Genomic DNA, 21,694 nt, shown 5'->3' with positions numbered 1-21,694 from the left:
TAAAATTAAATTTAGACAAAACTAAAAATAAAATGTTTATGAATCTAAAAAAAGAATATATATTTGTCGAAATGAATTGTTTATGACCATTTCTGAAGAAAATTATATCAAAGTTATTTATCATTTATCATTAGTGTCTCCAAAAGGAGTAAATACCAATGCTATTGCCGCTATGCTAGATACGAAAGCATCTTCGGTAACTGATATGATGAAAAAACTTTCGGATAAAGATTTGGTAAGTTACCAGAAATATCAAGGAGTTACCTTAACCGAAAAAGGCTTGCATTCAGCAAAAATGATTGTGAGAAAACACCGTTTGTGGGAAGTGTTTTTGGTAGATAAATTAGGTTTTTCTTGGGATGAAGTGCACGAAATTGCAGAAGAATTGGAACACATTAAATCCGAACAATTAATAAATAAATTGGATGCTTTTTTAGGTTTTCCAGTTGCTGATCCACACGGAGATCCCATTCCTGATGCAAAAGGTGTGATTAAGAAAATAGAGAAACAATTGTTATCAGAAGTTGAAATTAATGCTTCGTTTCATTGTGTTGGCGTAAAAGATTCTTCTACTGATTTTTTAAAATACTTAGACAAACAAAAAATAGCTTTAGGTTCAGTTGTTAAAGTAATTGACAAAGAAGATTTTGATGATACATTAACCGTTGAAATCGATGGAAAAAGATTAACGATTTCGAATAAAATTGCTAATAACTTATACGTACAATAATTATGTTTGATTCAATTATTCATTTTTTTGAAAGTATTGACCCAATTTTGGCTGCTTTTTTAGCGACCACATTTACTTGGGGTTTAACAGCATTTGGCGCTTCGTTTGTGTTCTTTTTTAAGACGATGAATCGAGTAGTTTTAGATGGAATGCTTGGTTTTACAGGAGGTGTAATGGTGGCTGCAAGTTTTTGGAGTTTGTTAGCACCCGCTATCGAAATGAGTCATGGAGAAGGTTTTGTAAAGGTAATTCCGGCAGCTGTTGGATTTGCTTTAGGAGCTTTATTTATTTTTGGATTGGATAAAGTGTTGCCTCACATGCACATCAATTTCAAAGAAACCGAAGGAATGAAATCGCCATGGCAAAGAACTACTCTTTTAGTGTTAGCTATTACGTTGCACAATATTCCAGAAGGATTAGCGGTAGGAGTTTTGTTTGGTGGTGTTGCAGCTGGAATTCCAGAAGCATCTATTGCAGGAGCGGTTACTTTAGCTATTGGAATTGGAATCCAAAATTTTCCTGAAGGAATTGCGGTATCTATGCCTTTACGAAGAATGGGCATGAGCAGAAGAAAAAGTTTCATGTACGGACAATCGTCTGCCATTGTAGAACCTATTTTTGGAGTAATTGGAGCGGTTGCTGTTACTTTTTTCACTCCAATTTTACCCTATGCATTAGCTTTTGCAGCTGGAGCCATGATATTCGTTGTTGTTGAAGAAGTAATTCCAGAAACCCAACAAGATAAAAATACCGATATTGCTACTTTAGGTTTTATCGGCGGATTTATTGTAATGATGATTTTAGACGTGGCTTTAGGTTAATGACAAGCACAATCGTCGCCACAAGGTTTTGATTTCTTTGGACGTTTTTTCCACAAGAATTTCTTAACTAAAAAACCTACAGCTATGGCTAAAGAAAGGTAAACTAAGATTTGTTGTATATCCATAGTACAAAAATAAGAAAAGTAATCTCAAAATTAATGAGATTGCTTTTTTATTAACTTAAAACAAACTGAAAATTCTTAAAATTGAGCGGCAATTCCGATTGAAGCGCTAAATGGCATTCCAGGTCTTAATCCTGCTGGAACTCTTGAAACCAAATACGTAGTATCGAAAAGGTTATTGATGTTTCCTGTAAGACTGAAATGTTTGTTGAATTTATATTTTGAACCAAAATCAACAACAGTATTACTAGGTACAGAATTTTCATTTGGAATTGAACCTTGACCAGCAACTGTTCTAAATTCACCACTATATCTAGCTCCCAAAATCAATTCAAATTTTGCGTGTTCTAAAGCAATTGAAGCGTTAAATTGGTGTTTTGAAATGTATGGAATTTCATCTCCTTTTTCAATTGTTCCCCAAGCTCCGTCTGTACTTGCAAATTCGTTTACAAACTCTGTATCGGTTAGGGTATATCCGAAAGTAATTGGCAATTTGTATTTACCACCTTCTTTTAATACTTGATAATTGATTAAGAATTCAATTCCTTTTACATGCGCTTCACCTGCATTGAATTGATCTAATGTTCCCGAACCTCCACTTGCAGCTAAATCGCTTCCTAAAAGGTTTTTGTAGTCATTAAAGTAAACAACTAATTCTCCACTGAATTTTTTATAATTATAACGTGTTCCAATTTCGTAATTTATACTGTTTTCTGCATCAGTTCCAGGTGTGTTTGTTGGTGGCGCAAATCCTTTATGAACACCTCCAAATAATGATACATAATTATTGAATCTGTAATTAGCTCCAATTCCTGGCAACCAAACTTTCACATGATTATCTCTTGTAACAAGATTTATGCCTGTTCTATTTACATCGTTCGTTCCGTAGTTTTTATTTAATAAGTCAATTGTTTCAAAACGAATTCCTGGTGTAACAGTTAAATCATTATATTTTATTTTGTATAAAGCATGAGCTGCTAAAGCTTTTGCATAAGCAATTCTATTGTCTTGTGTTCCAGGAGTTCCTGCAGTAGTTAATACCATTGAACCATCAATCATAGCATAGCTATCATTCCATTGGAATCTATCTTCGCTGTCTTTATGATAACGAACTCCTACTTCTAAATCATGGTAAACTTTACCTGTTAGAAAGTGAAAATCTATTTTAGTTTGAGCACCTTGAGCTAAATAACCTCTGTTGTTTGCACGAACTCTTAAAGCATTATTTGGTGAGTTTTGAGCGCCAGTTACATAATCAAAAGCTAATGCATTTGTGGTAGGGTCTTCTAAAATTGCATCAATTGCATACGTAGTTCCGCCAAATCTTACGTCGTTTAATTTGTACCAATTTCTTGCAAATTTATTACGGTAAGCCGTAGTAGTTATACTAAAGTAGTTACTTGTTTTTAAAGTATGTGTAACCGAAAATTGATTGTTTTTAGTAGTGATATTATCTTTTTCAGAACCTGCATAACGCATGAAAGGAGAATTATTGAAATCTTCTTCTGTTAAACCTAAATAAGTTTCGTTAGCATCTTCTTCTGCATACACCATTTTAAAATCTAACGCATTATAAATTTTACTGGTTGGTTTTGATTGTAATCTAAATTTTGCCATTACATCTTTCTTGTCAAAACCTGTATTGGCACCACTTGGTAAATTTTTAAAACCATCTGAATTGTAGTTTAAAAATTGAACAACAGCACCTACCGTTTCATTTGAAATTCCTACGTTTGCAACAGTACGACTTGTGTTAAAACTTCCGTAATCTGTTAAAAATCCTGCGCTAAATTTGGTTGGAATTGGAGCCGAAACAAAGTTAATGGTTCCTCCAGTTGTAAAAGGACCATATTGAATTTGGCTACTTCCTTTTAAAATTTCAACTGCACTCATACGAGCAACTGATGGAAAATAATAAGCCGCTGGAGCTGAATATGGAGCTGGAGCAATTAAAACGTTATCTTCCATTAAAGTGATTTTTGCACTTCTATCTGGTGAAGTTCCTCGTAAACTGATATTTGGTCTTAACCCAAATCCATCTTCTTCGTAAACATTAACACCAGTAACGGTTCTAAGTACGCGATTAATATCAGTATAGTTAAATTTTTGTAAATCTGCCGCTGAAATGTAAGAAGCCGAACCTGTTTTATTAGCCGCTTCAAATTTGCTTCCGATGATTTGATTTGCAGAAACAACAACTTCTTTTAATGTTTTTACTGAATCATTTTGAGTTTCTTTTTCTTGAGAAAATGTTAGTCCTGATATTAATATTGCGATTGGGGCAATTATATATTTCATTTTTATTTAGATTAATTCTACGGAGCAAAAATAATGACTAAAGTTTATTTAGACAAATTATAAATAAAGTTTTTTGAAACTAATTTACGATTTATAAATAATAAGATTTTTTAGGTATTAATTTTAATNAAATAATATTGAAGTTTTTATTATTCAAATAGCTTTTAATTGATTAAAATTTAGTAAAATGGGGTTCTAAATTGGGGGTTTTTTTAACTCTAAAATCAAATTATTTCAAAAATTGATATGCAATTAAAGAAGTTACATAAGCAAATCCGCTCATGAAAACCAACTGAATTATTGGCCATTTCCATGAATTGGTTTCTTTTTTTACAATAGCCAAAGTAGAAATACATTGCATCGCGAAAGCATAAAATAGCAATAATGAAATCCCTGTGGCAAAATTGAATATTTTTTTGCCTGTTTCTGGATGTACTTCGGCAGCCATTCGGTTTTTAATGGTTGTTTCTTCTTCGCTATGACTTCCAACGCTATAAATTGTGGCTAATGTTCCAACGAAAACTTCACGTGCGGCAAAAGAACTCACTACGGCAATTCCAATTTTCCAATCGTAACCTAAAGGGCGAATTACGGGCTCGATCGCTTTTCCCATGTAACCAATATAAGAATTTTCTAACTTGAAAGAATTCACTTGATCTTCAAATGCTTCGGCTGTAATGGTTTTGTTTATATTTTGCTCGGTAATGATTTTTTCAGCATTATTAAAATCATCACTTAATCCATGCGAACCTAAAAACCATAGGATAACAGACAATGCCAAAATGATTTTTCCGGCACCAAAAACAAAGGCTTTGGTTTTTTCTAACACATTAATTCCAACATTTTTAAACATCGGAATTTTATAACTTGGCATTTCAATAACGAAATACGATTTGCAATTTAATTTTAAATATTTATTTAGTAAATAGGCAGAAAAAACAGCCATTCCAAAGCCTAATAAATACAAAGCCATCAATGTTAATCCTTGTAAACTTAAAAAGCCAAAAATTCTTTTTTCAGGAATAATTAAGGAAATTAAAATGGCATAAACGGGTAATCTTGCCGAACAAGTAGTGAATGGCGTGACTAAAATGGTAATTAATCTTTCTTTCCAATTTTCTATATTTCGTGCGCTCATAATTGCCGGAATAGCACAAGCTGTCCCTGAAATTAAAGGCACAATGCTTTTTCCAGACAAACCAAATTTTCGCATGATTTTATCCATCAAAAACACTACGCGACTCATGTAGCCACTTTCTTCTAAAACAGAAATGAACAAGAATAAAAAAGCAATTTGTGGAATGAAAATTACAATACCTCCAATTCCTGGAATTAATCCTTCGCTAATTAAATTGGTGAATTCTCCTGCAGGAAGATGTTGTTTGGCAAGCGAACTCAAATTGGCAAACGTTTCATCTATAAAATCCATTGGAATACTACTCCAATCAAATAAAAATTGGAAAATAAGCATTAAAATTCCAAAGAAAATTACGTAACCAAAAATTTTGTGTGTCAGAATTTGGTCGATTTTTGCACGAATATCCGTTGCTTTAGAAATATCGATTTTTTGACCTAATTTTAGTGTATCATTTATAAATTGATAACGCTTTATAGTTTCTTTTTGTTGTAGTTTTTTTAAATCGGTGTGTGATTTGGTAAACGAACTTTTAATTTCGTTTCGTTCTAAATTTAAGAAATTAACATCTTGCGTAATTACCAACCAAAGTTTGTACAATAGTTGATTTGGAAACGCTCTTCGTAAATTATTAAAATAATCTGGGTCAATCGACGAAGCATTTAAACACGGTTCGGTTGAAAGCGTTTCGTAATTGAGAATTAGGTTTTTTAGGTTATCAATTCCGGTTTTTTTACGTGAACTAACTAAAGCAATCTTTGTTTTTAGTTCCATTTCTAAAATTGGAATATCCAACTCAATTCCTTTTAGTTGCATTCTATCCGCCATGTTAATAACAAGAATAGTCGGAATTTCTAAATCTTTAATTTGGGTAAAAAGGAGTAAATTTCGCTTTAAATTTTCCACTTCAGTAACCACAACCGCTACATCCGGAAAATCTTCATCGTTTTTATTTAGCAGCAATTCAATTACTACGTTTTCATCAATAGAACTCGCATTTAAGCTGTAAGTTCCAGGTAAATCGATGATTTTTGCTTTTGTGGATTCGTTTAATTTACAAATGCCTTGTTTTTTTTCAACGGTGATTCCTGGGTAATTTCCTACTTGTTGATTCAATCCAGTTAATTCATTAAAAACCGATGTTTTTCCCACGTTAGGGTTTCCAATTAAAGCAACTTTTATAGGATTTTTACTCATGAGAATTACAATTTGGTAACCGTGATTTCTTTAGCTGTTTCTAATCGAATGGCTACATGTGAATCATTAACATTAAAGTACAAAGGATCACCTAAAGGGGCAATTTGAATTAAAGTAATGGAATTTCCAGGTAAACATCCCATTTCTAATAACTTTAGAGGGATTTCATCTAGATTGATGGAGGTTATTTTGGCAATTTCTCCAATTTTAAGTTCAGAAGAACAAATTTCCATTTCCTTATTTAGATTGAATTAAAATACAAAAGTAAAAATTATAATCGGACTACAACTGATAATTCTCAACTTTAGCAAATTATTTATAAAAATTAATTTATTGGTTTTTGCAAAGCCACAAAATATCTTCTAAAAGTTGTTTCATGTTCTTTGTTTTTGGGTCATTGGTAGGTTGGTCTAAGTTAGTACCATCATAAAAACCACGAATTCGTTTATTCTTATCCACCAAAATGAAATTTTCGGTATGAACCATGTCATATAGTTCTTCTGGTTTGCCTGTCTTTACTGCTAAATAGGATTTTCGAGCTAAATAATAAATATCCTTTTTATCTCCGGTTACTAAATTCCAACGCGAATCATCCACTCCTTTTTCGATAGCATATTTTTTTAAAACTTCAGGTGTGTCAATATCAGGCGTAACCGAAAAAGACAACAATTTAACTTCTGAGGTATTTTTCAACTGATTTTGCAACCAAACCATATTATCGGTCATTTTTGGACAGATAGTTGGACAAGTGGTAAAAAAGAAATCGGCTACGTAAATTGTATTATCATAGTCTTTTTGGGTGATTACTTTTCCATTTTGATTTGTAAAAGCAAAATCAGCTATTTTATGGTCGTTACCAATATGTTGCACCGTAGAATCTACTAATTCTGGATTAATATCTCTAGGAGAGTAGATTGGAAGCATTTTTTCTGGAGAAAGTAAGGTGTAAATCCCAAAGAAAATCCCAACTGAAATAATTGAAAACAGAACTAAAAATTTTTTATATGATTTAAGACTAGCTAACATTGTTTTTTTTTGCAAAAATAGTGTTTATTTCATTTTTAATATGAATTACACAATTGTTAAATTTGTAATTACTTGAAAATCTTTATTATATTTGTGAAATTATACCTAAAAATCTACTAAAGATGATTAAAAATTACCTGATTGTTAGTTTATTGTGTTCCTTTTTAGGATTTTCACAATTCAATTCCAATGCCCCTTGGATGACTAACATAAACACGGCAAATAGAGGTGAAGTAACCATTAATGAAATGGTAAATGCTTTTAATGCCTATTGGTCTACAAGAGACAAAAACGCAAGAGGATCTGGTTACAAACCTTTCATGCGTTGGGAGTATCACTGGAGAAATTATACAAACGAGCAAGGATATATTATGCCAGCCGAACAATTATGGGAAGCATGGCGTCAAAAAAATCAAGTAAAAGCTAGTAGAAATGCTACAAATAGAGCGTTGCCGCCAAGTAATTGGCAACCTGTAGGTCCTTTTACGCATACTAATACAGGTTCATGGTCTTCTGGACAAGGACGTGTTAATATAGTGCATGTTGACCCATCAAATCCTAATACTGTCTATTTAGGTTCGCCAGCAGGAGGGATATGGAAATCTATTAATAATGGTAGTACATGGACTCCTCTAACTGATGAATTACCTCAAATTGGAGTTTCTGGTATTGCAGTTGATTATTCAAATTCAAACACCATTTACATTGCAACTGGTGATAAAGATGCAGGAGATTCTTATTCAGTTGGAGTTTATAAATCTACTGATGGAGGTTTAACTTGGAATCCAACTGGCACAATGGGAGGTTCAAATCCAAGTTCTGCAGGTGATATTATAATTCACCCAACAAATAATCAAATTTTATGGTGCGCAACAAATAATGGTATTTACAAATCAACTAATGCAGGCACTTCTTGGACTCAAGTGCAAACTGGAGATTTCTCTCAAGGAAATATTAGATTAAAACCAGGAGATCCAACAGTTGTTTATGCTTCATCAAATAATAGATTTTACAGATCTACTAATACAGGTACAACTTTTACAGGTGTGATTGTTTCTTCGGTACCTTCAACAAGTCGTTTAATTATTGATGTAACTCCGGCGGATAACAATTACGTTTACGCTTTAAGTGTTGGGAACGGACCTAATTATTCATTAAATGGGATTTATCGATCAACAAATAGCGGTGTTTCATTTATTAAAACATCCGGATCTACAGATTTTTTGGAATCAACTCAAGCTTGGTATGATTTAGCTTTGGCTGTTTCATCAACAAATGCTGAGGAAGTTTATACGGGTTGTTTAAATGTTTGGAAATCAACCACTGGGGGAACTTCCGTAACAAAAATAAATAATTGGAGCTCTCCAACTGACCCATCCTATACTCATGCAGATATTCATTATTTAGGATTTCATGGTAATAAACTATTCGCTGGAACTGATGGTGGAATTTATGTTTCAGAGAACAATGGAGCTAATTTTACAGATTTAACAGCAGGAGTTCAAATTAGTCAATTTTATAAGATTGCAGTTTCTAAGCAATCTGCAGCTAATATGGTTGGAGGGTTACAAGATAATGGCGGTCACGCTTACAGTGGAGGTCAATGGAAAAACTACTATGGTGCTGATGGAATGGATACCGCTATTAATCCAAATAATCAAAATCAGTATTATGGATTTATTCAAAATGGAAGTAGCATGTATATGAGTAATTCTGCTGGTGATGCCATAACTGGTTCAGTTTCATCTCCAGGCGGAGTAGATGGAAATTGGGTAACACCATTAACGGCAAATAATTCAGGTGAATTGTTTTCGGGTTTTGCTGGACTTTATAAATTAGTTGGCAGCGCATGGATACAACAAAATGTTGGCTCTATTGGATCAGGAAATTTGGAATTAATCCATGTAGATCCATCAAACGATAATATTATGTATGTAGCTAATGGCGCTGGATTATATAAGAGTATTAATAGAGGTGTTAATTTTTCCTTAGCATATAATGCATCTATAGCTATTACATCTATTGAAGTACATTCTACAGATAGTAATATTGTTTACATAACTACTAATGGATCCGGAGGTCAAGTTTTAAAATCAACAAATGGAGGGACTTCATTTTCTAATTTTTCAACAGGTCTACCAGCAATTGGAAAAAACTGCATTGTACATCAAGGAAGAAATACAGATAACCCATTATATGTTGGAACAAGTTTAGGAGTCTATTATAGAGACGATTCCATGTCACAATGGGAACCTTTTGACGTAAACCTACCTAATGTATCTATTACAGATTTAGAAATCAACCTTGAAGATTCAAAATTAATTGCAGCTACCTATGGTAGAGGAGTTTGGCAAACAGATATTCCTGTTCAGATTCCTGCCAATGATTTAAAATTTGTAAGTATCCAAAACCCAGGTATCAATATTAATTGTGGTTCAAACATTACTCCTCAAGTTGAAGTAAAAAATAATGGAACAAGTTCAATATCTGATGTAACAGTTAATTACACAATAGATGCAACAGCTTATAACTATGTTTGGAATGGTACACTTGCTCCAAGTGCAACAACTATAATCGATTTACCAGCTGCTACTTTATCAAGAGGAGCACATTCTTTAAATGTAAATACTACTATTACAAATGATGCATATTCAGATAACAATAGCGGATTAACACAGTTTTATATAAACGATGGCGGAACTATTGGGCAAGTAAATTCTTTTACAAATACAACTGATGCTTTAATATCGTATACCGAAGGATCTTCAACCCCATTATGGGTTAGAGGCACTAGAGGTTTAGGACCTATGGGAACCGGAAGCAACACAGTATATACAACAAACCTTACTGGAAATTATCCCGACATGACCAAAGGATATCTTGTTTCACAATGTTATAATTTAAATAATGTTGTAAATCCAATGATTAGCTTTGATATGAAGTTTGATATTGAATTAAATTGGGATGTAATTTATGTTGAATATTCTAATGATTTTGGAGCAAATTGGAATGTTTTAGGAACAGTTGGACCTACTTGGTACAACAGCGATAGAACATCTGCTACTTCAGGTAACGATTGTTTTAATTGTCCTGGTGCTCAATGGACTGGTCTTGACACAACTGTAAAAACATATACTTATCCTTTAAATGCATTCAATACTGAAAGTAATATTATTTTTAGAATTGTTTTCCATTCTGATGAAGCAGAAAATGATTTAGGAGTAAATGTGGATAACTTTGTAATTACAGGAACACTATCTAATCAAAATTTTGAATTGCAAAATATTGTATTATATCCAAATCCTTCAAAAGGTATTTTTAATATTACTTTAGGTAATATAGAACCTACTGCAATTGATGTATATGATGTTACCGGAAAAATAGTTTGGTCTAAAAAAGATTTTGCTATTTCAAATGCTGAGGTTTCATTAGATTTATCAACTGTGGCTCAAGGAATTTATTTCGTAAAAGTTACAGCAGGCGAACAATCAACAGTAAAAAGAATTATTAAAGAATAACTATGAATAAATTCATCTTAAAGGGAAGTTTCGGCTTCCTTTTTTTGTCAGTAGCATTATATTCTTGTAAATCATCACAAGAAGTAGCAACAAAAAAAGAATCAGTAGGAATTAACGTTGGCTATATGGATAAATCCGTAAATCCAGCAGATGATTTCAACCGTTATGTAAACGGAACTTGGTTAGATAAAACCGAAATCCCAGCAGACAGAACCCGTTGGGGAAGTTTTGATGAATTGCGTAAAAATACAGACAATGATGTAATGGCAATTCTAAAAGAAGCTATAAAAGATAAAACCATCGAACCAAATTCTGATCAAGCAAAAGCAATTAGTTTATACAAAACGGTTTTAGACACAGTAAGCAGAAATAAAGCAGGAATTGACCCATTAAAACCTTATTTAGCTAAAATTAATAGCGTTCAAAATGCCGACCAATTAGTAGCTTTATTAGCCGAAATGGAACCAGAAATGGGATTAGGTTTCTTCGGAAGCTACATAGGTGCCGATGCTAAAAACAGTAACAAAAACGTAATTTATGTAGGTACAGGAAGCCTTGGTTTACCTGATAGAGATTACTACGTTTCCGAAGCGCCAGACAACAAAGAAAAGCGTGAAAAATACGTAGCTCACGTGACGAGAATGTTGCAATATTTAGGTGAATCTGAAGCTGCAGCAAATGAGGATGCAAAGAAAATTTTAGCCTTAGAAACTAAAATGTCTACCGCAACTTTAGATCGAGTTGAGCGTAGAGATAGAAGAAAAACTTACAATCCAATGAGTTTTGCTGATTTGCAAAAATTAGCACCAACAGTAAAATGGGATGCTTATTTTCAATCTGTAGGAATTGGAAAAGTAGATTCGTTAGTGGTTTCGCAACCAAAATATTTACAAACGGTTGAAGCTATTTTAAAAGACAACCAAGTTGAAGACTGGAAAGCGTATATGCGTTGGACTGCTTTAAGAGGTTCTGCAGGATTATTATCTACTGAAATTGAAAATACTAATTTTGATTTCTACGGAAAAACGTTAACTGGAGCTGTTAAGCAACGTCCAGCGGAAGAAAGGGCTTTAGCAACAGTTAACGGAAGATTAGGTGAAGCTTTAGGAAAATTATACGTAGCTAAAAAATTCCCACCAGAAGCTAAAGAAAAAGCACAAGCTATGATTGCAAATGTAATGTTGGCTTTTGATAACCGTATCAACAATTTACCTTGGATGACAAAAGCCACTAAGGAAAATGCTAAAATTAAATTAAACAAATTCCGAGTAAAAATTGGATATCCTGATAAATGGAAAGACTACTCAGCTTTAACAATGAAATCGCCAGAACAAGGTGGAACGTATTTTGAAAATGCAAGAATGTATGCCCGATGGAGTCACAAGAAAAACATTGAAAAAATCGGAAAACCAGTTGATAAAGAAGAATGGGGAATGTCGCCTCAAACAGTAAATGCGTATTTCAGTCCAACGAACAACGAAATTGTATTCCCAGCAGCTATTTTACAACCTCCTTTTTATGATTACAAAGCGGATGAAGCAGTAAATTATGGTGGAATTGGGGCCGTAATTGGTCACGAAATTTCACACGGATTTGACGATTCAGGCTCTAGATATAATGCAGAAGGGAATTTAATAAACTGGTGGAGTGATGAAGATTTAAAACAATTCACCACTTTAGGAAGTGCTTTGGCTGACCAATATTCTGCTTTAGAACCATTACCTGGAATTTTTGTGGATGGAAAATTCACATTAGGTGAAAATATTGGAGATTTAGGTGGCGTTAACGCTGCATTTGATGGTTTACAAATCTATTTGAAAGAAAACGGAAATCCAGGGCTAATCGACGGATTTACCCCTGACCAACGCTTCTTTATTTCTTGGGCAACCATTTGGAGAAGCAAAATGCGTGACGAAGCAATCAAAAACCAAGTAAAAACCGACCCACATTCACCAGGAATGTATCGTGCTTATGTGCCATTACAAAATGTGGAAGCGTTCTACAAAGCGTTCAACATTCAACCAAATAATGGAATGTATTTAAAACCAGAAGACCGAGTGAAAATTTGGTAATATTTTTTAACCACATAGAATCATAGATTTTTTTAGGAGTTCGTTATAGTTCACAAAAGCTATCTTTTCTCTAAAAAGTGAAACGCCTTAAGATTTAAATCTATGTTTCTATGTGGTTTTTTAAAGACTATTTAAAAGTAAATTCTGCCAAGCTGAATCCATTTCAACTTCTCTATATAGAGATTTTGAAATGAATTTAAAATGACAATAGAGTTTCTTTTAAGTGGTTTTTTGCTTGATAAAATAGTGAAGGATTAAAATGACTACAATCAGTGAAAATCTTTTAATCTGTGGCTAAAATTATTTCTTCTTAATCGCTCGATTCACTAAATAAAGTCCAATAATAGTAATCGTTCCACCTATGATAATCGCAGTTGTCAAAGGTTCATTAAACAATAAATAACCAAAAAACAACGCCACCATTGGATTGATGTAGGCATACAAACTACTGATTTCAGTTGGTAAATTTTCTAACGCATAAATGAACGCAATAAACGTCAATACCGAACCAAAAACCACCAAATAACCAATCGACCACCAAGAAATCGCTGGAATTTCACTTAGTGGAACCGAAGTGCCATTAAATCCTATAACGCTCGAAATTACAATGCTCGAAATCAACATTTGCAATCCCAAACTAAAATACGGATTAAAATTGGTTTTATTTTCCTTGATATAAATCGAAGACAACGCCCAAGTAAACGTAGCAATTACCGAAAGTAAAATCCCAAATCGGAATTCAGGTTCTAAGAAATCGTTGAGGTAATCGTAGAAAATTACGCAAATGCCACCAAAAGCGACAATCATTCCCACAACTGCTTTCCAAGATGTTTTTTGTCCGCGAAACAAACTGATAATGACAATCCAAAGCGGAAATATCGAACCAATAATTGCACCCAAACCACTCGAAATATATTTCACGCCCCAAGTACTTAAACCGTTACTCAACATGAAATTCAACACACTCAAAACTAAAATCGTACGCCATTGACGTTTGTTTGGCCAAGGATGTTTTTTGATTAAGAAATAAAGCAAGTACAACAATCCACCAAAAAGTTGACGCAACGCAACCAATTGCATCGGAGGCATGTGTTTGACACCTTCTTTGGAAGCAATCCAAGTGGTTCCCCAGAAAAAGCTAATCCAAATTAATGCTAAAATAGGCAAGCCAATTGCATTTTTCTTTTGTTGGATGTAATTGTGAAATACGCTAAAATACGCCATTACTAAATTTCTTTTTGGAACGAATAACCTAAAATGGTTTCCACTTTTTTACTGGAAATCATTTTACCTTTCGATTCCAAATTTTCGGCAAAGATAGGCAATGGCAAATTTAGAATTTCAGCTTTTTTGTGATAATATTCCTTGCGAGTTGGATGTTGAGGTGCAACAGCGTTAAACGTTTGATTCCATTCCCATTTGTCATCTCGAGCGAAGTCGAGAGACTTTTTAATAATCCCAATACAATCTTCTCTTTGAATCATATTCACCGGAGCATCAGGATTTTCAACATTCGTTCTTCCTGCCAAAAATTTCACAGGATGACGATCATCGCCAAGCAAACCACCAAAACGAATTACGGTAGTTTTAAAACACGGATTTGATTGTAAAAGGGTTTCGGCAATAACTAATTGTTTTCCACTTTCTGTATCAGGATTTGGTTTTGAATCTTCCGTAATTTCAACAATAGGAAAACCATCACCATAAACCGAAGTCGAACTCACAAAAATAACTTTCTGAATACCCGATTTTTCGACAAACGGAATCAATGTTTTTACCTTATTTACGAATGTCATTTCTTCTGAAGACAAAATTATTCTTCGCAAACCTGGCGGAATATCTATAATCAAAACATCGGTTTCTTTCAGAAAATCTTCTATAGTTCCAGTTATATGGTATTCTTCCAACTGAATTTGGAAAGGTAAAATTCCCGCATTTTTCAAAATTTCTAATTTATTTTCCGAAGTCGTAGAACCTTTTATTTCGTGTCCTTTTGAAAGCAATGATTTAGCTAAGGGTAATCCGAGCCAACCGCAGCCGAGTATGGCTATCTTTTTTCTTTCTTCTTTCATCTATCTTCTTAACTATCTTTCTTCACCAACATATAAAAATCATCTTCCAACGCACGATAACCTTGGTCGTACAAAAAGAAATAGGTGTTGCCGGTTTTGGTTTGTAACATGCTTGTGAAAAATTCAAAATCGAAACCTTTGCTTAGCAATTTGGTTTTTGTGGTTTTTCCTTTGTCTTCTGGGTTGAGTTCACACAAAATGCGATAATTTTTACGCAATTTGTTATTTATGTTGCGCATCAGATTGTTCTGATCTTTGTTCATTTTGTTGTTGTACGCATTGCGGCAGCCATCCGAACAAAATTTTTTGTCTTCGCGACCGATTATTTTATCGCCACATTCTAAGCAGGTTTTACTCATGATTAAAATTTATTTTGATATTGTAAAGCTTGTTTAATATGAGCCAAATGATGATTGCAATGCCAAGCATATAAACCAACAACTTCTTTAAGAATATATGTTCTTTTAGATTCAGGATGAAAATATGTTTTTTCCCATTGGCTTTCATTTATGTTTTTTAGCAACAAAATCCATTTATTGTGTAAACTTTTTAATAAAAGTAAAGAATTTGAAATATCATTATCATTTCCATCAATTAGATTTGCCCAAAGAGCTTCTTCATAAGATTTTATAGTTGGATTTTCTTCAGTTAAAGCTAATTTAAAACGAATAAAAGCATTCATGTGACTATCAGAACAATGATGAATAACTTGTTTTATTGTCCAACCATTTGGTCTATAAATCCAATTTAATTCTTCAATCGTTAATTTTTTTGTAAGCTGTGATAATTTACTTGGAAAACTTTCAATGTCATTTATCCAACTTTCAATATTATCTTTTGTAATGTTTTGAGGACAAGAAAATTCACCAATAGGAAATCTTAAATTTTTCATCTTTACTTCTTAAAATTAAACTTCATTTCCTTACCACTATCTTCAAAAACCACGTAAATATTGATTTCGTTATCCGAAATTTTCTCAAATGTAAATTTATCGAAATACACATGTGTTGGAGTAACTTTTACCAATTCAAAGTTTTCACTTACTTCCGCTTTTTCCCAGCCTTTTAATTCGCCGTCAAAGTGTTTGAGTTGTAATAATAGCGTTTTGTCTTTTTCAATAATGTGTCCCAATTCATAAAAAACAACTTTCCCATCAACTACTAATTTGAAATTGAACATCATCGAATTTCCGATAGGTTCGCTCCAAGTTTCTTGACAAATGCCACCTAAAGCTTCACCTGTCCAATTGCCTATAATCCATTTTACATCTTGTAAAGTGGCTTTTGGCGAACCTTTTTCATCGTTATAATTCAGAGTGTTTTGTGCAAATGCGCTAAACGAACAAATAAAAAGTAAAAAATAAATACTTTTTTGGAAGATTAATTTTTTCATCTGTAAAGTCTTATAGTTAAAGCGAATATACAAAAATAATTTCCATTTACAAACGCTTACAAATATTTACAACCGATATTAAATAGCTAATTACCGAATAACGTTTTTTTCTCGCCACATCTTTGCACTGTCGAAATGAAACAACGAGTTCAAAAACAAATTCAAGTTCAAGAGCAAGTTCAAATTTCGAAACATTAGATTTTTTAGATTATTACAATTTCTTAAATCTGTGTTCCAAATAAAAATCAATTAACATTAAATATTTAAACGCCATGAAGAACAGAGTACAATTAATCGGACACGTAGGACAAGAACCAGAAATCAAAAATTTAGAATCTGGAAGAGTAGCAAACTTCACTATCGCTACAAATGAAAATTACACTAACGCCAAAGGTGAAAAAGTTGAACAAACAGAATGGCACCGCGTTTCCGCTTGGGGAAAAACCGTTGACATTATTGAAAAATTGTTAACCAAAGGAAGTCACGTAGCCATTGAAGGTAAATTAACACACAGAAACTATGATGACAAAGAAGGAAACAAACGTTACATCACGGAAGTGGTTGCTAATGAGTTGGTTTTATTAAGCAAATAATCAAGTTCAAGAACAAGTTCAATTTCAAAATTCAATTTACACAAACATTAAATTTTATACGCCATGAAGAATTCAGTACAATTAATCGGACACGTTGGTCAAGAACCAGAAATCAAAAACCTTGAAGGAGGAAAAAAATTAGCAAATATCAGCATCGCTACAAACGAAGTGTATTACAAAGACAACGGTGACAAAGTAGAACAAACGCAATGGCACCGAGTTACCGCTTGGGGGAAAACGGCTGATATTATCGAGCGTTTTGTAACCAAAGGTAAAGAAATCGCTATTGAAGGCAAATTAACACACAGAAGTTACGACGACAAAGACGGAAACAAACGCTATGTTACTGAAGTAATTGCAAACGAGATTTTGTTAATCGGTAAATAAGGATGTTATGCAAGTTAAAGTATTTTCAATCCGATTGGATAACGCATTTTTGGAGTACGATCAACAACAATTGAATGCTTTTTTGAATTCGGTTACTTTTAAAAAATCGAGCACGCAATTTGTGGAAAGTGAAGAAGCACATTGGTCGGTTATTGTTCATTATGAATCAGAAGAACAAGAAAAACCAGAGCGATTAGAACGTAAATCGTATGAAGATTTGAATCCGAAAGACAAGCAAGTTTACGTTTATTTGAATCAGTGGAGAAACGAAAAATCAGAAGCTTTGAAACTGAAAAAATACATGATTTGTCACAATTCAGAATTAATCGATTTAGAAATGTATAAGCCAAGTAACTTAGATGAATTGCAACAAATTAAAGGTTTCGGAAAACAAAAGTCGGAACGATTTGGAGAAGATATTTTAGCAATTTTGAATGCTGTTTAATTGATAAACCATCGACTTTTGTCGGTGGTTTATCAATTTAATTCTGTTTGTAAAGCATCTACAAATAATCCCATGTGATAACCGTCTGCCAAACCATGATGTGCTAAAACCGTCATTGCCATTGTTTTTTTACTGTTTTCAGTCATTAACTTTCCAAAAGAAACTTTTGGACAACTATCTGGTAACGTATAGCTTCGAGAATGCGTTAATCCAGTAAAATTAATCCATGGAATTGCTGAAAAATGAATAATGTTTTCTGGAAATTCCCTTGTAAAAAGGCCTGGTGTAACTTGAATTCTTTCGATTTCAGTTTGTACGTTTTTAGCAAACTCATGAATATCGGAATGAAATTTCATAAACGAAAAACCAAACGTTTTGTCTTCTCGCATGATTGTCGAAGAGGCGTCAATTTCGTCATAAAGTACTACTTCATTTCCTTCAATTCGATATCTGAAATTTTCCACTTGGTTTACAGCAGTAATCGTTTTGTGTAAATAATAAACAAAAAACGGAATTTGCATGGCTTTCGCTTTTTCATAAGCAATAGTCATGTCTATTGGAGTAGTAATCCCAAAAAAAGGTTCTTCGAAAGTACAGAAAAATTCAAAATGTTCTTTTCGGTTCCAAGTAGAGATGTCTATTTTTTGCTTCATTTTAGTAAGGGTAAAATCTCAGTAATATTGGTAAACGATTTGAAATTATCGTGCTCAATTTCAAAATCAATTTTTTCGTATTCCCAAGTCGTATGATACGGAATGTGAATCGCATGTCCGCCAATATTTAAAACAGGTAGAACGTCTGATTTTAATGAATTTCCAATCATTAGAAAATCTTCGGCTTTACAATCTAAACGACCTAACATTTTTTCATAATCCAATTCGGCTTTGTCGCTCATGACTTCAATATGATGAAAATAAGCACCAATTCCTGAATCGTGCAATTTGCGGTGTTGGTCTTTTAAATCGCCTTTTGTAGCTACAATTAATTTATGACTGCCTTTTAATTGTTCTAAAACTTCAGTAACGTTGGGTAATAATTCGACTGGTTTTTGTAGTAAATCTTTTCCAATTTGAATCACTTTTTGAATATTTTGTCCCGAAATTTTATGATTGGTCAATTCCAAAGCCGATTCAATCATTGACAATGTAAATGCTTTGATTCCGAAACCATACAGTGGTAAATTCTTAATTTGATGATTCAAAATCAACCCTAAAATTTCTTGACTCGAAGCATAATCTTGAAACAAAACACAAAAGCGTTCTTGCGCCTCATCGAAATAAGGTTCGTTGTGCCATAAAGTATCGTCGGCGTCGAAAGCTATTATTTTTGGGTTCATATTTTGTGTTTTAAGAAATCATCGCGCCATTAATCACACCTTCCGCATCTGGATTTACGAAAACTAATTTTCCTTCCGCGTTGTTCGTTAATAACAACATACCTTCGCTTTCTACACCGCGTAAAGCTCTTGGTGCTAAGTTTACTAAAACCGTTACGCGTTTCCCAATTACTTCTTCCGGTGTAAAATGCTCTGCAATGCCAGAAACAATAGTTCTTACATCAATTCCAGTATCTACTTTTAAAACTAAAAGTTTGTTGGCTTTTGGCATTTTTTCTGCTTCGATGATGGTTCCAATTCGTAAATCTATTTTTGCAAAATCTTCAAATGAAGCCGTTTCTTTTTGCGGTTCAGCTTTTGCGTTTTCCACTTTATTGGCCGTTTTAGTTGCTTCTAATTTGTCTAATTGTTTTTGGATTTCGGCATCTTCAATTTGGGCAAACAAGATTTCGGCTTGACCAATTTGATGTCCTGCGGGTAATAAATCTGTTTTAGTCGTTACATCATTCCAACCTAAAGCATCGATTTTTAAAATATTCGATAATTTTTTAGCCGTAAAAGGTAAAAATGGTTCCGATAAAACTGCTAATGCAGAAGCAATTTGTAACGCCACATACATTTGAGTTTGCACTCTTGCTGGATTTTCTTTTACCATTTTCCACGGTTCTTCATCCGCTAAATATTTGTTTCCTAAACGAGCAACGTTCATTAATTCACCTAACGCTTCTCTGAATCTGTAACGTTCAATTGAACTTGAAATTACTGCTGGATACGCTTTTAATTCGGCTAAGGTTTGCTCGTCAACTTCTGAAAATTCGTTTGGAGCAGGAACAATTCCGTTGTAATATTTGTTGGTTAGCACCACGACACGGTTGATGAAATTTCCAAAAATCGCAGCTAATTCATTATTGTTTCTTGCTTGAAAATCTTTCCAAGTGAAGTCGTTGTCTTTGGTTTCTGGAGCATTTGCCGTTAACGCATAACGCAACGAATCTTGTTTTTCTGGGAAATCTTGTAAATATTCGTGCAACCAAACCGCCCAGTTTTTAGAAGTCGATAATTTGTTTCCTTCTAAATTCAAGAATTCATTTGCCGGAACATTATTAGGTAAAATATAACTTCCTTCTGCTTTTAACATCGCCGGAAAAATGATGCAATGGAACACGATATTGTCTTTTCCAATGAAGTGAACCAATTTTGTATTGGCATCTTTCCAATACGGTTCCCAATCTTTTCCTTCGCGAGCTGCCCATTCTTTGGTAGATGAAATATAGCCAATTGGCGCATCAAACCAAACGTATAATTTTTTTCCTTCTGCACCTTCAACTGGAACGTCAATTCCCCAATCCAAATCACGCGTTACGGCTCTTGGTTCTAAACCACCATCAACCCATGATTTTACTTGTCCGTAAACATTTGGTTTCCAATCGTTTTTATGACCTTCTAAAATCCATTCTCTTAAGAACGATTCGTATCGATTTAAAGGCAAAAACCAGTGTTTGGTTGATTTTAAAATTGGAGTTTCGCCTGTAATAGTTGATTTTGGATTAATTAAATCGGTTGCATTTAAAGTGGAGCCACATTTTTCACATTGATCTCCGTATGCTTCTGGATTGTCGCATTTTGGACAAGTTCCAGTTACGAAACGGTCTGCTAAGAATTGGTCCGCTTTTGCATCGTATAATTGTTCGGTAGTTTCTTCTATGAAGTCACCGTTATCATATAATTTTTTGAAAAATTCTGAAGCTGTTTTATGATGAATCTCGGCAGAAGTTCTCGAATAATTATCAAAAGAAATCCCGAAATCTAAAAACGATTGACGAATGATTCCGTCATATTTATCAATTACTTGTTGAGGCGTAATCCCTTCTTTTTTAGCTTTCATTGAAATCGCCACACCGTGCTCGTCGCTTCCGCAAATGAAAGCTACATCTTTTCCTTGCAAACGTAAATATCTTGCATAAATATCGGAAGGAACATAAACACCTGCTAAATGCCCAATGTGAATAGGACCATTTGTATAAGGTAAAGCCGCTGTAATCGTATATCTTTTCGGATTTTCTAACATAATTTTTTATTTTAACGCAAAGACGCCAAGTTTTTCGCAAAGCTTTGCAAAGAAATTTTAAGTTTTAAAAGTGCAAATGTCGTGAAAATTATAATTTATTTACAACTCGTCTGATACCTTCTTTTAAAAGAACGGAATTAAAGTTTAAAAGTAAGCCCAATTTGAAGTTACCAAGCCTTAAATAAGTTAAAGTTTGAGCAAAATGAAGCTCAGAAAGTTCTTCAACGCTTTTTAATTCTAAAACGAGTTTGTCTTCAACAAGTAAATCGATTCTGTAACCGCAATCTAGTTTAACTTCTTCAAAAATCAATGGAATTGATTTTTCTTTTTCAACTTTAAATCCTGCTTGAACAAGTTTATAATAAAGACATTCTTTGTAGGTATTTTCAAGTAAACCCGGACCTAATGCATTGTGAACTTCTATGGCAATTCCAATAACTTTATTTGAGATTTCATTTTCTGTCATTCTTTCCTTTTTTGAC

At 33.4% G+C, this 21,694-nt stretch carries 21 protein-coding genes; 7 read left to right on the top strand and 14 right to left on the bottom strand.

The features are described from left to right. Positions 1 to 82: 82 nt before the first annotated feature. Complete coding sequence (locus tag GFJ94_RS08560) at positions 83 to 730, top strand: metal-dependent transcriptional regulator (RefSeq protein ID WP_153201136.1); 648 nt, start codon at positions 83 to 85, stop codon at positions 728 to 730. A gap of 2 nt (positions 731 to 732) precedes the next feature. Next, positions 733 to 1,551, top strand: a complete 819-nt coding sequence (locus GFJ94_RS08555; protein WP_153201135.1) for a ZIP family metal transporter — start codon at positions 733 to 735, stop codon at positions 1,549 to 1,551. Here GFJ94_RS08555 and GFJ94_RS08550 read toward each other — a convergent pair. The 5 genes from GFJ94_RS08550 to GFJ94_RS08530 form a co-directional block, all read right to left on the bottom strand. Continuing rightward, positions 1,548 to 1,676, bottom strand: coding sequence for a FeoB-associated Cys-rich membrane protein (locus tag GFJ94_RS08550; RefSeq protein WP_153201134.1), 129 nt, complete (start codon positions 1,674 to 1,676; stop codon positions 1,548 to 1,550). The genes GFJ94_RS08555 and GFJ94_RS08550 overlap by 4 nt on opposite strands. A gap of 75 nt (positions 1,677 to 1,751) precedes the next feature. Then, positions 1,752 to 3,971, bottom strand: a complete 2,220-nt coding sequence (locus GFJ94_RS08545; protein WP_153201133.1) for a TonB-dependent receptor domain-containing protein — start codon at positions 3,969 to 3,971, stop codon at positions 1,752 to 1,754. 229 nt (positions 3,972 to 4,200) lie between these two features. Further along, positions 4,201 to 6,303 (bottom strand): ferrous iron transport protein B, encoded by a 2,103-nt coding sequence (gene feoB / locus GFJ94_RS08540; RefSeq protein WP_153201132.1) that lies wholly within the window; start codon positions 6,301 to 6,303, stop codon positions 4,201 to 4,203. A 5-nt stretch (positions 6,304 to 6,308) separates the two neighbouring features. Beyond that, the gene (locus tag GFJ94_RS08535; protein WP_153201131.1) at positions 6,309 to 6,536 is read right to left on the bottom strand and encodes a FeoA family protein; all 228 of its coding nucleotides are present in this window, start codon (positions 6,534 to 6,536) and stop codon (positions 6,309 to 6,311) included. A 97-nt stretch (positions 6,537 to 6,633) separates the two neighbouring features. Then, the gene (locus tag GFJ94_RS08530) at positions 6,634 to 7,329 is read right to left on the bottom strand and encodes an SCO family protein (protein WP_153201130.1); all 696 of its coding nucleotides are present in this window, start codon (positions 7,327 to 7,329) and stop codon (positions 6,634 to 6,636) included. 200 nt (positions 7,330 to 7,529) lie between these two features. On the opposite strand from GFJ94_RS08530, the gene GFJ94_RS08525 reads away from it, so the two are divergent. Together GFJ94_RS08525 and GFJ94_RS08520 are read left to right on the top strand one after the other, a co-directional pair. After that, positions 7,530 to 10,847: a T9SS type A sorting domain-containing protein gene (locus tag GFJ94_RS08525; RefSeq protein WP_238989452.1), complete on the top strand. Its 3,318-nt coding sequence runs from the start codon at positions 7,530 to 7,532 to the stop codon at positions 10,845 to 10,847. 2 nt (positions 10,848 to 10,849) lie between these two features. After that, on the top strand, positions 10,850 to 12,919 hold the full coding sequence (locus GFJ94_RS08520) for a M13 family metallopeptidase (protein ID WP_153201128.1): 2,070 nt from the start codon (positions 10,850 to 10,852) through the stop codon (positions 12,917 to 12,919). 300 nt (positions 12,920 to 13,219) lie between these two features. Here the strand turns inward: GFJ94_RS08520 and GFJ94_RS08515 are convergent, their stop codons facing one another. From GFJ94_RS08515 to GFJ94_RS08495, 5 genes are read right to left on the bottom strand one after another with little or no spacing between them, the layout of a single operon-like run. Continuing rightward, a complete protein-coding gene (locus tag GFJ94_RS08515) occupies positions 13,220 to 14,143 on the bottom strand; it encodes a DMT family transporter (protein WP_153201127.1) in 924 nt (307 codons plus the stop codon). 2 nt (positions 14,144 to 14,145) lie between these two features. Beyond that, complete coding sequence (locus GFJ94_RS08510; protein ID WP_153201126.1) at positions 14,146 to 14,991, bottom strand: SDR family oxidoreductase; 846 nt, start codon at positions 14,989 to 14,991, stop codon at positions 14,146 to 14,148. An 8-nt stretch (positions 14,992 to 14,999) separates the two neighbouring features. Next, positions 15,000 to 15,350, bottom strand: coding sequence for a hypothetical protein (locus tag GFJ94_RS08505; RefSeq protein WP_113987668.1), 351 nt, complete (start codon positions 15,348 to 15,350; stop codon positions 15,000 to 15,002). Positions 15,351 to 15,352: 2 nt separating this feature from the next. Next, positions 15,353 to 15,883, bottom strand: coding sequence for a YfiT family bacillithiol transferase (locus tag GFJ94_RS08500; RefSeq protein ID WP_153201125.1), 531 nt, complete (start codon positions 15,881 to 15,883; stop codon positions 15,353 to 15,355). A gap of 2 nt (positions 15,884 to 15,885) precedes the next feature. Next, the gene (locus GFJ94_RS08495) at positions 15,886 to 16,383 is read right to left on the bottom strand and encodes a DUF6265 family protein (RefSeq protein ID WP_153201124.1); all 498 of its coding nucleotides are present in this window, start codon (positions 16,381 to 16,383) and stop codon (positions 15,886 to 15,888) included. 272 nt (positions 16,384 to 16,655) lie between these two features. On the opposite strand from GFJ94_RS08495, the gene GFJ94_RS08490 reads away from it, so the two are divergent. From GFJ94_RS08490 to GFJ94_RS08480, 3 genes are all read left to right on the top strand, one after another. Continuing rightward, entirely contained in the window at positions 16,656 to 16,976 is a 321-nt protein-coding gene (locus GFJ94_RS08490) for a single-stranded DNA-binding protein (protein ID WP_153201123.1), read from the top strand. Between the two features lie 63 nt (positions 16,977 to 17,039). Next, a complete protein-coding gene (locus tag GFJ94_RS08485; RefSeq protein ID WP_153201122.1) occupies positions 17,040 to 17,363 on the top strand; it encodes a single-stranded DNA-binding protein in 324 nt (107 codons plus the stop codon). Between the two features lie 7 nt (positions 17,364 to 17,370). After that, positions 17,371 to 17,808, top strand: a complete 438-nt coding sequence (locus GFJ94_RS08480; RefSeq protein ID WP_153201121.1) for an HRDC domain-containing protein — start codon at positions 17,371 to 17,373, stop codon at positions 17,806 to 17,808. A 32-nt stretch (positions 17,809 to 17,840) separates the two neighbouring features. On the opposite strand, the gene GFJ94_RS08475 is transcribed toward GFJ94_RS08480, so the two are convergent. The 4 genes from GFJ94_RS08475 to GFJ94_RS08460 form a co-directional block, all read right to left on the bottom strand. Continuing rightward, the gene (locus GFJ94_RS08475) at positions 17,841 to 18,461 is read right to left on the bottom strand and encodes a chloramphenicol acetyltransferase (RefSeq protein WP_153201120.1); all 621 of its coding nucleotides are present in this window, start codon (positions 18,459 to 18,461) and stop codon (positions 17,841 to 17,843) included. Then, the gene (locus GFJ94_RS08470) at positions 18,458 to 19,144 is read right to left on the bottom strand and encodes an HAD family hydrolase (protein ID WP_153201119.1); all 687 of its coding nucleotides are present in this window, start codon (positions 19,142 to 19,144) and stop codon (positions 18,458 to 18,460) included. Before GFJ94_RS08470 ends, GFJ94_RS08475 begins: the two co-directional genes overlap by 4 nt. 10 nt (positions 19,145 to 19,154) lie before the next feature. Continuing rightward, entirely contained in the window at positions 19,155 to 21,212 is a 2,058-nt protein-coding gene (metG, locus tag GFJ94_RS08465) for a methionine--tRNA ligase (RefSeq protein ID WP_153201118.1), read from the bottom strand. An 88-nt stretch (positions 21,213 to 21,300) separates the two neighbouring features. Next, positions 21,301 to 21,678 carry a GxxExxY protein gene (locus GFJ94_RS08460; RefSeq protein WP_153201117.1) on the bottom strand — a complete coding sequence of 126 codons (378 nt, stop codon included), beginning with the start codon at positions 21,676 to 21,678 and terminating at the stop codon, positions 21,301 to 21,303. Between the last annotated feature and the right edge of the window lie 16 nt (positions 21,679 to 21,694).

Source organism: Flavobacterium sp. LMO8 (assembly GCF_009495755.1).
Classification (GTDB): domain Bacteria; phylum Bacteroidota; class Bacteroidia; order Flavobacteriales; family Flavobacteriaceae; genus Flavobacterium.
This window is presented reverse-complemented; position numbering and strand designations above follow the sequence as displayed.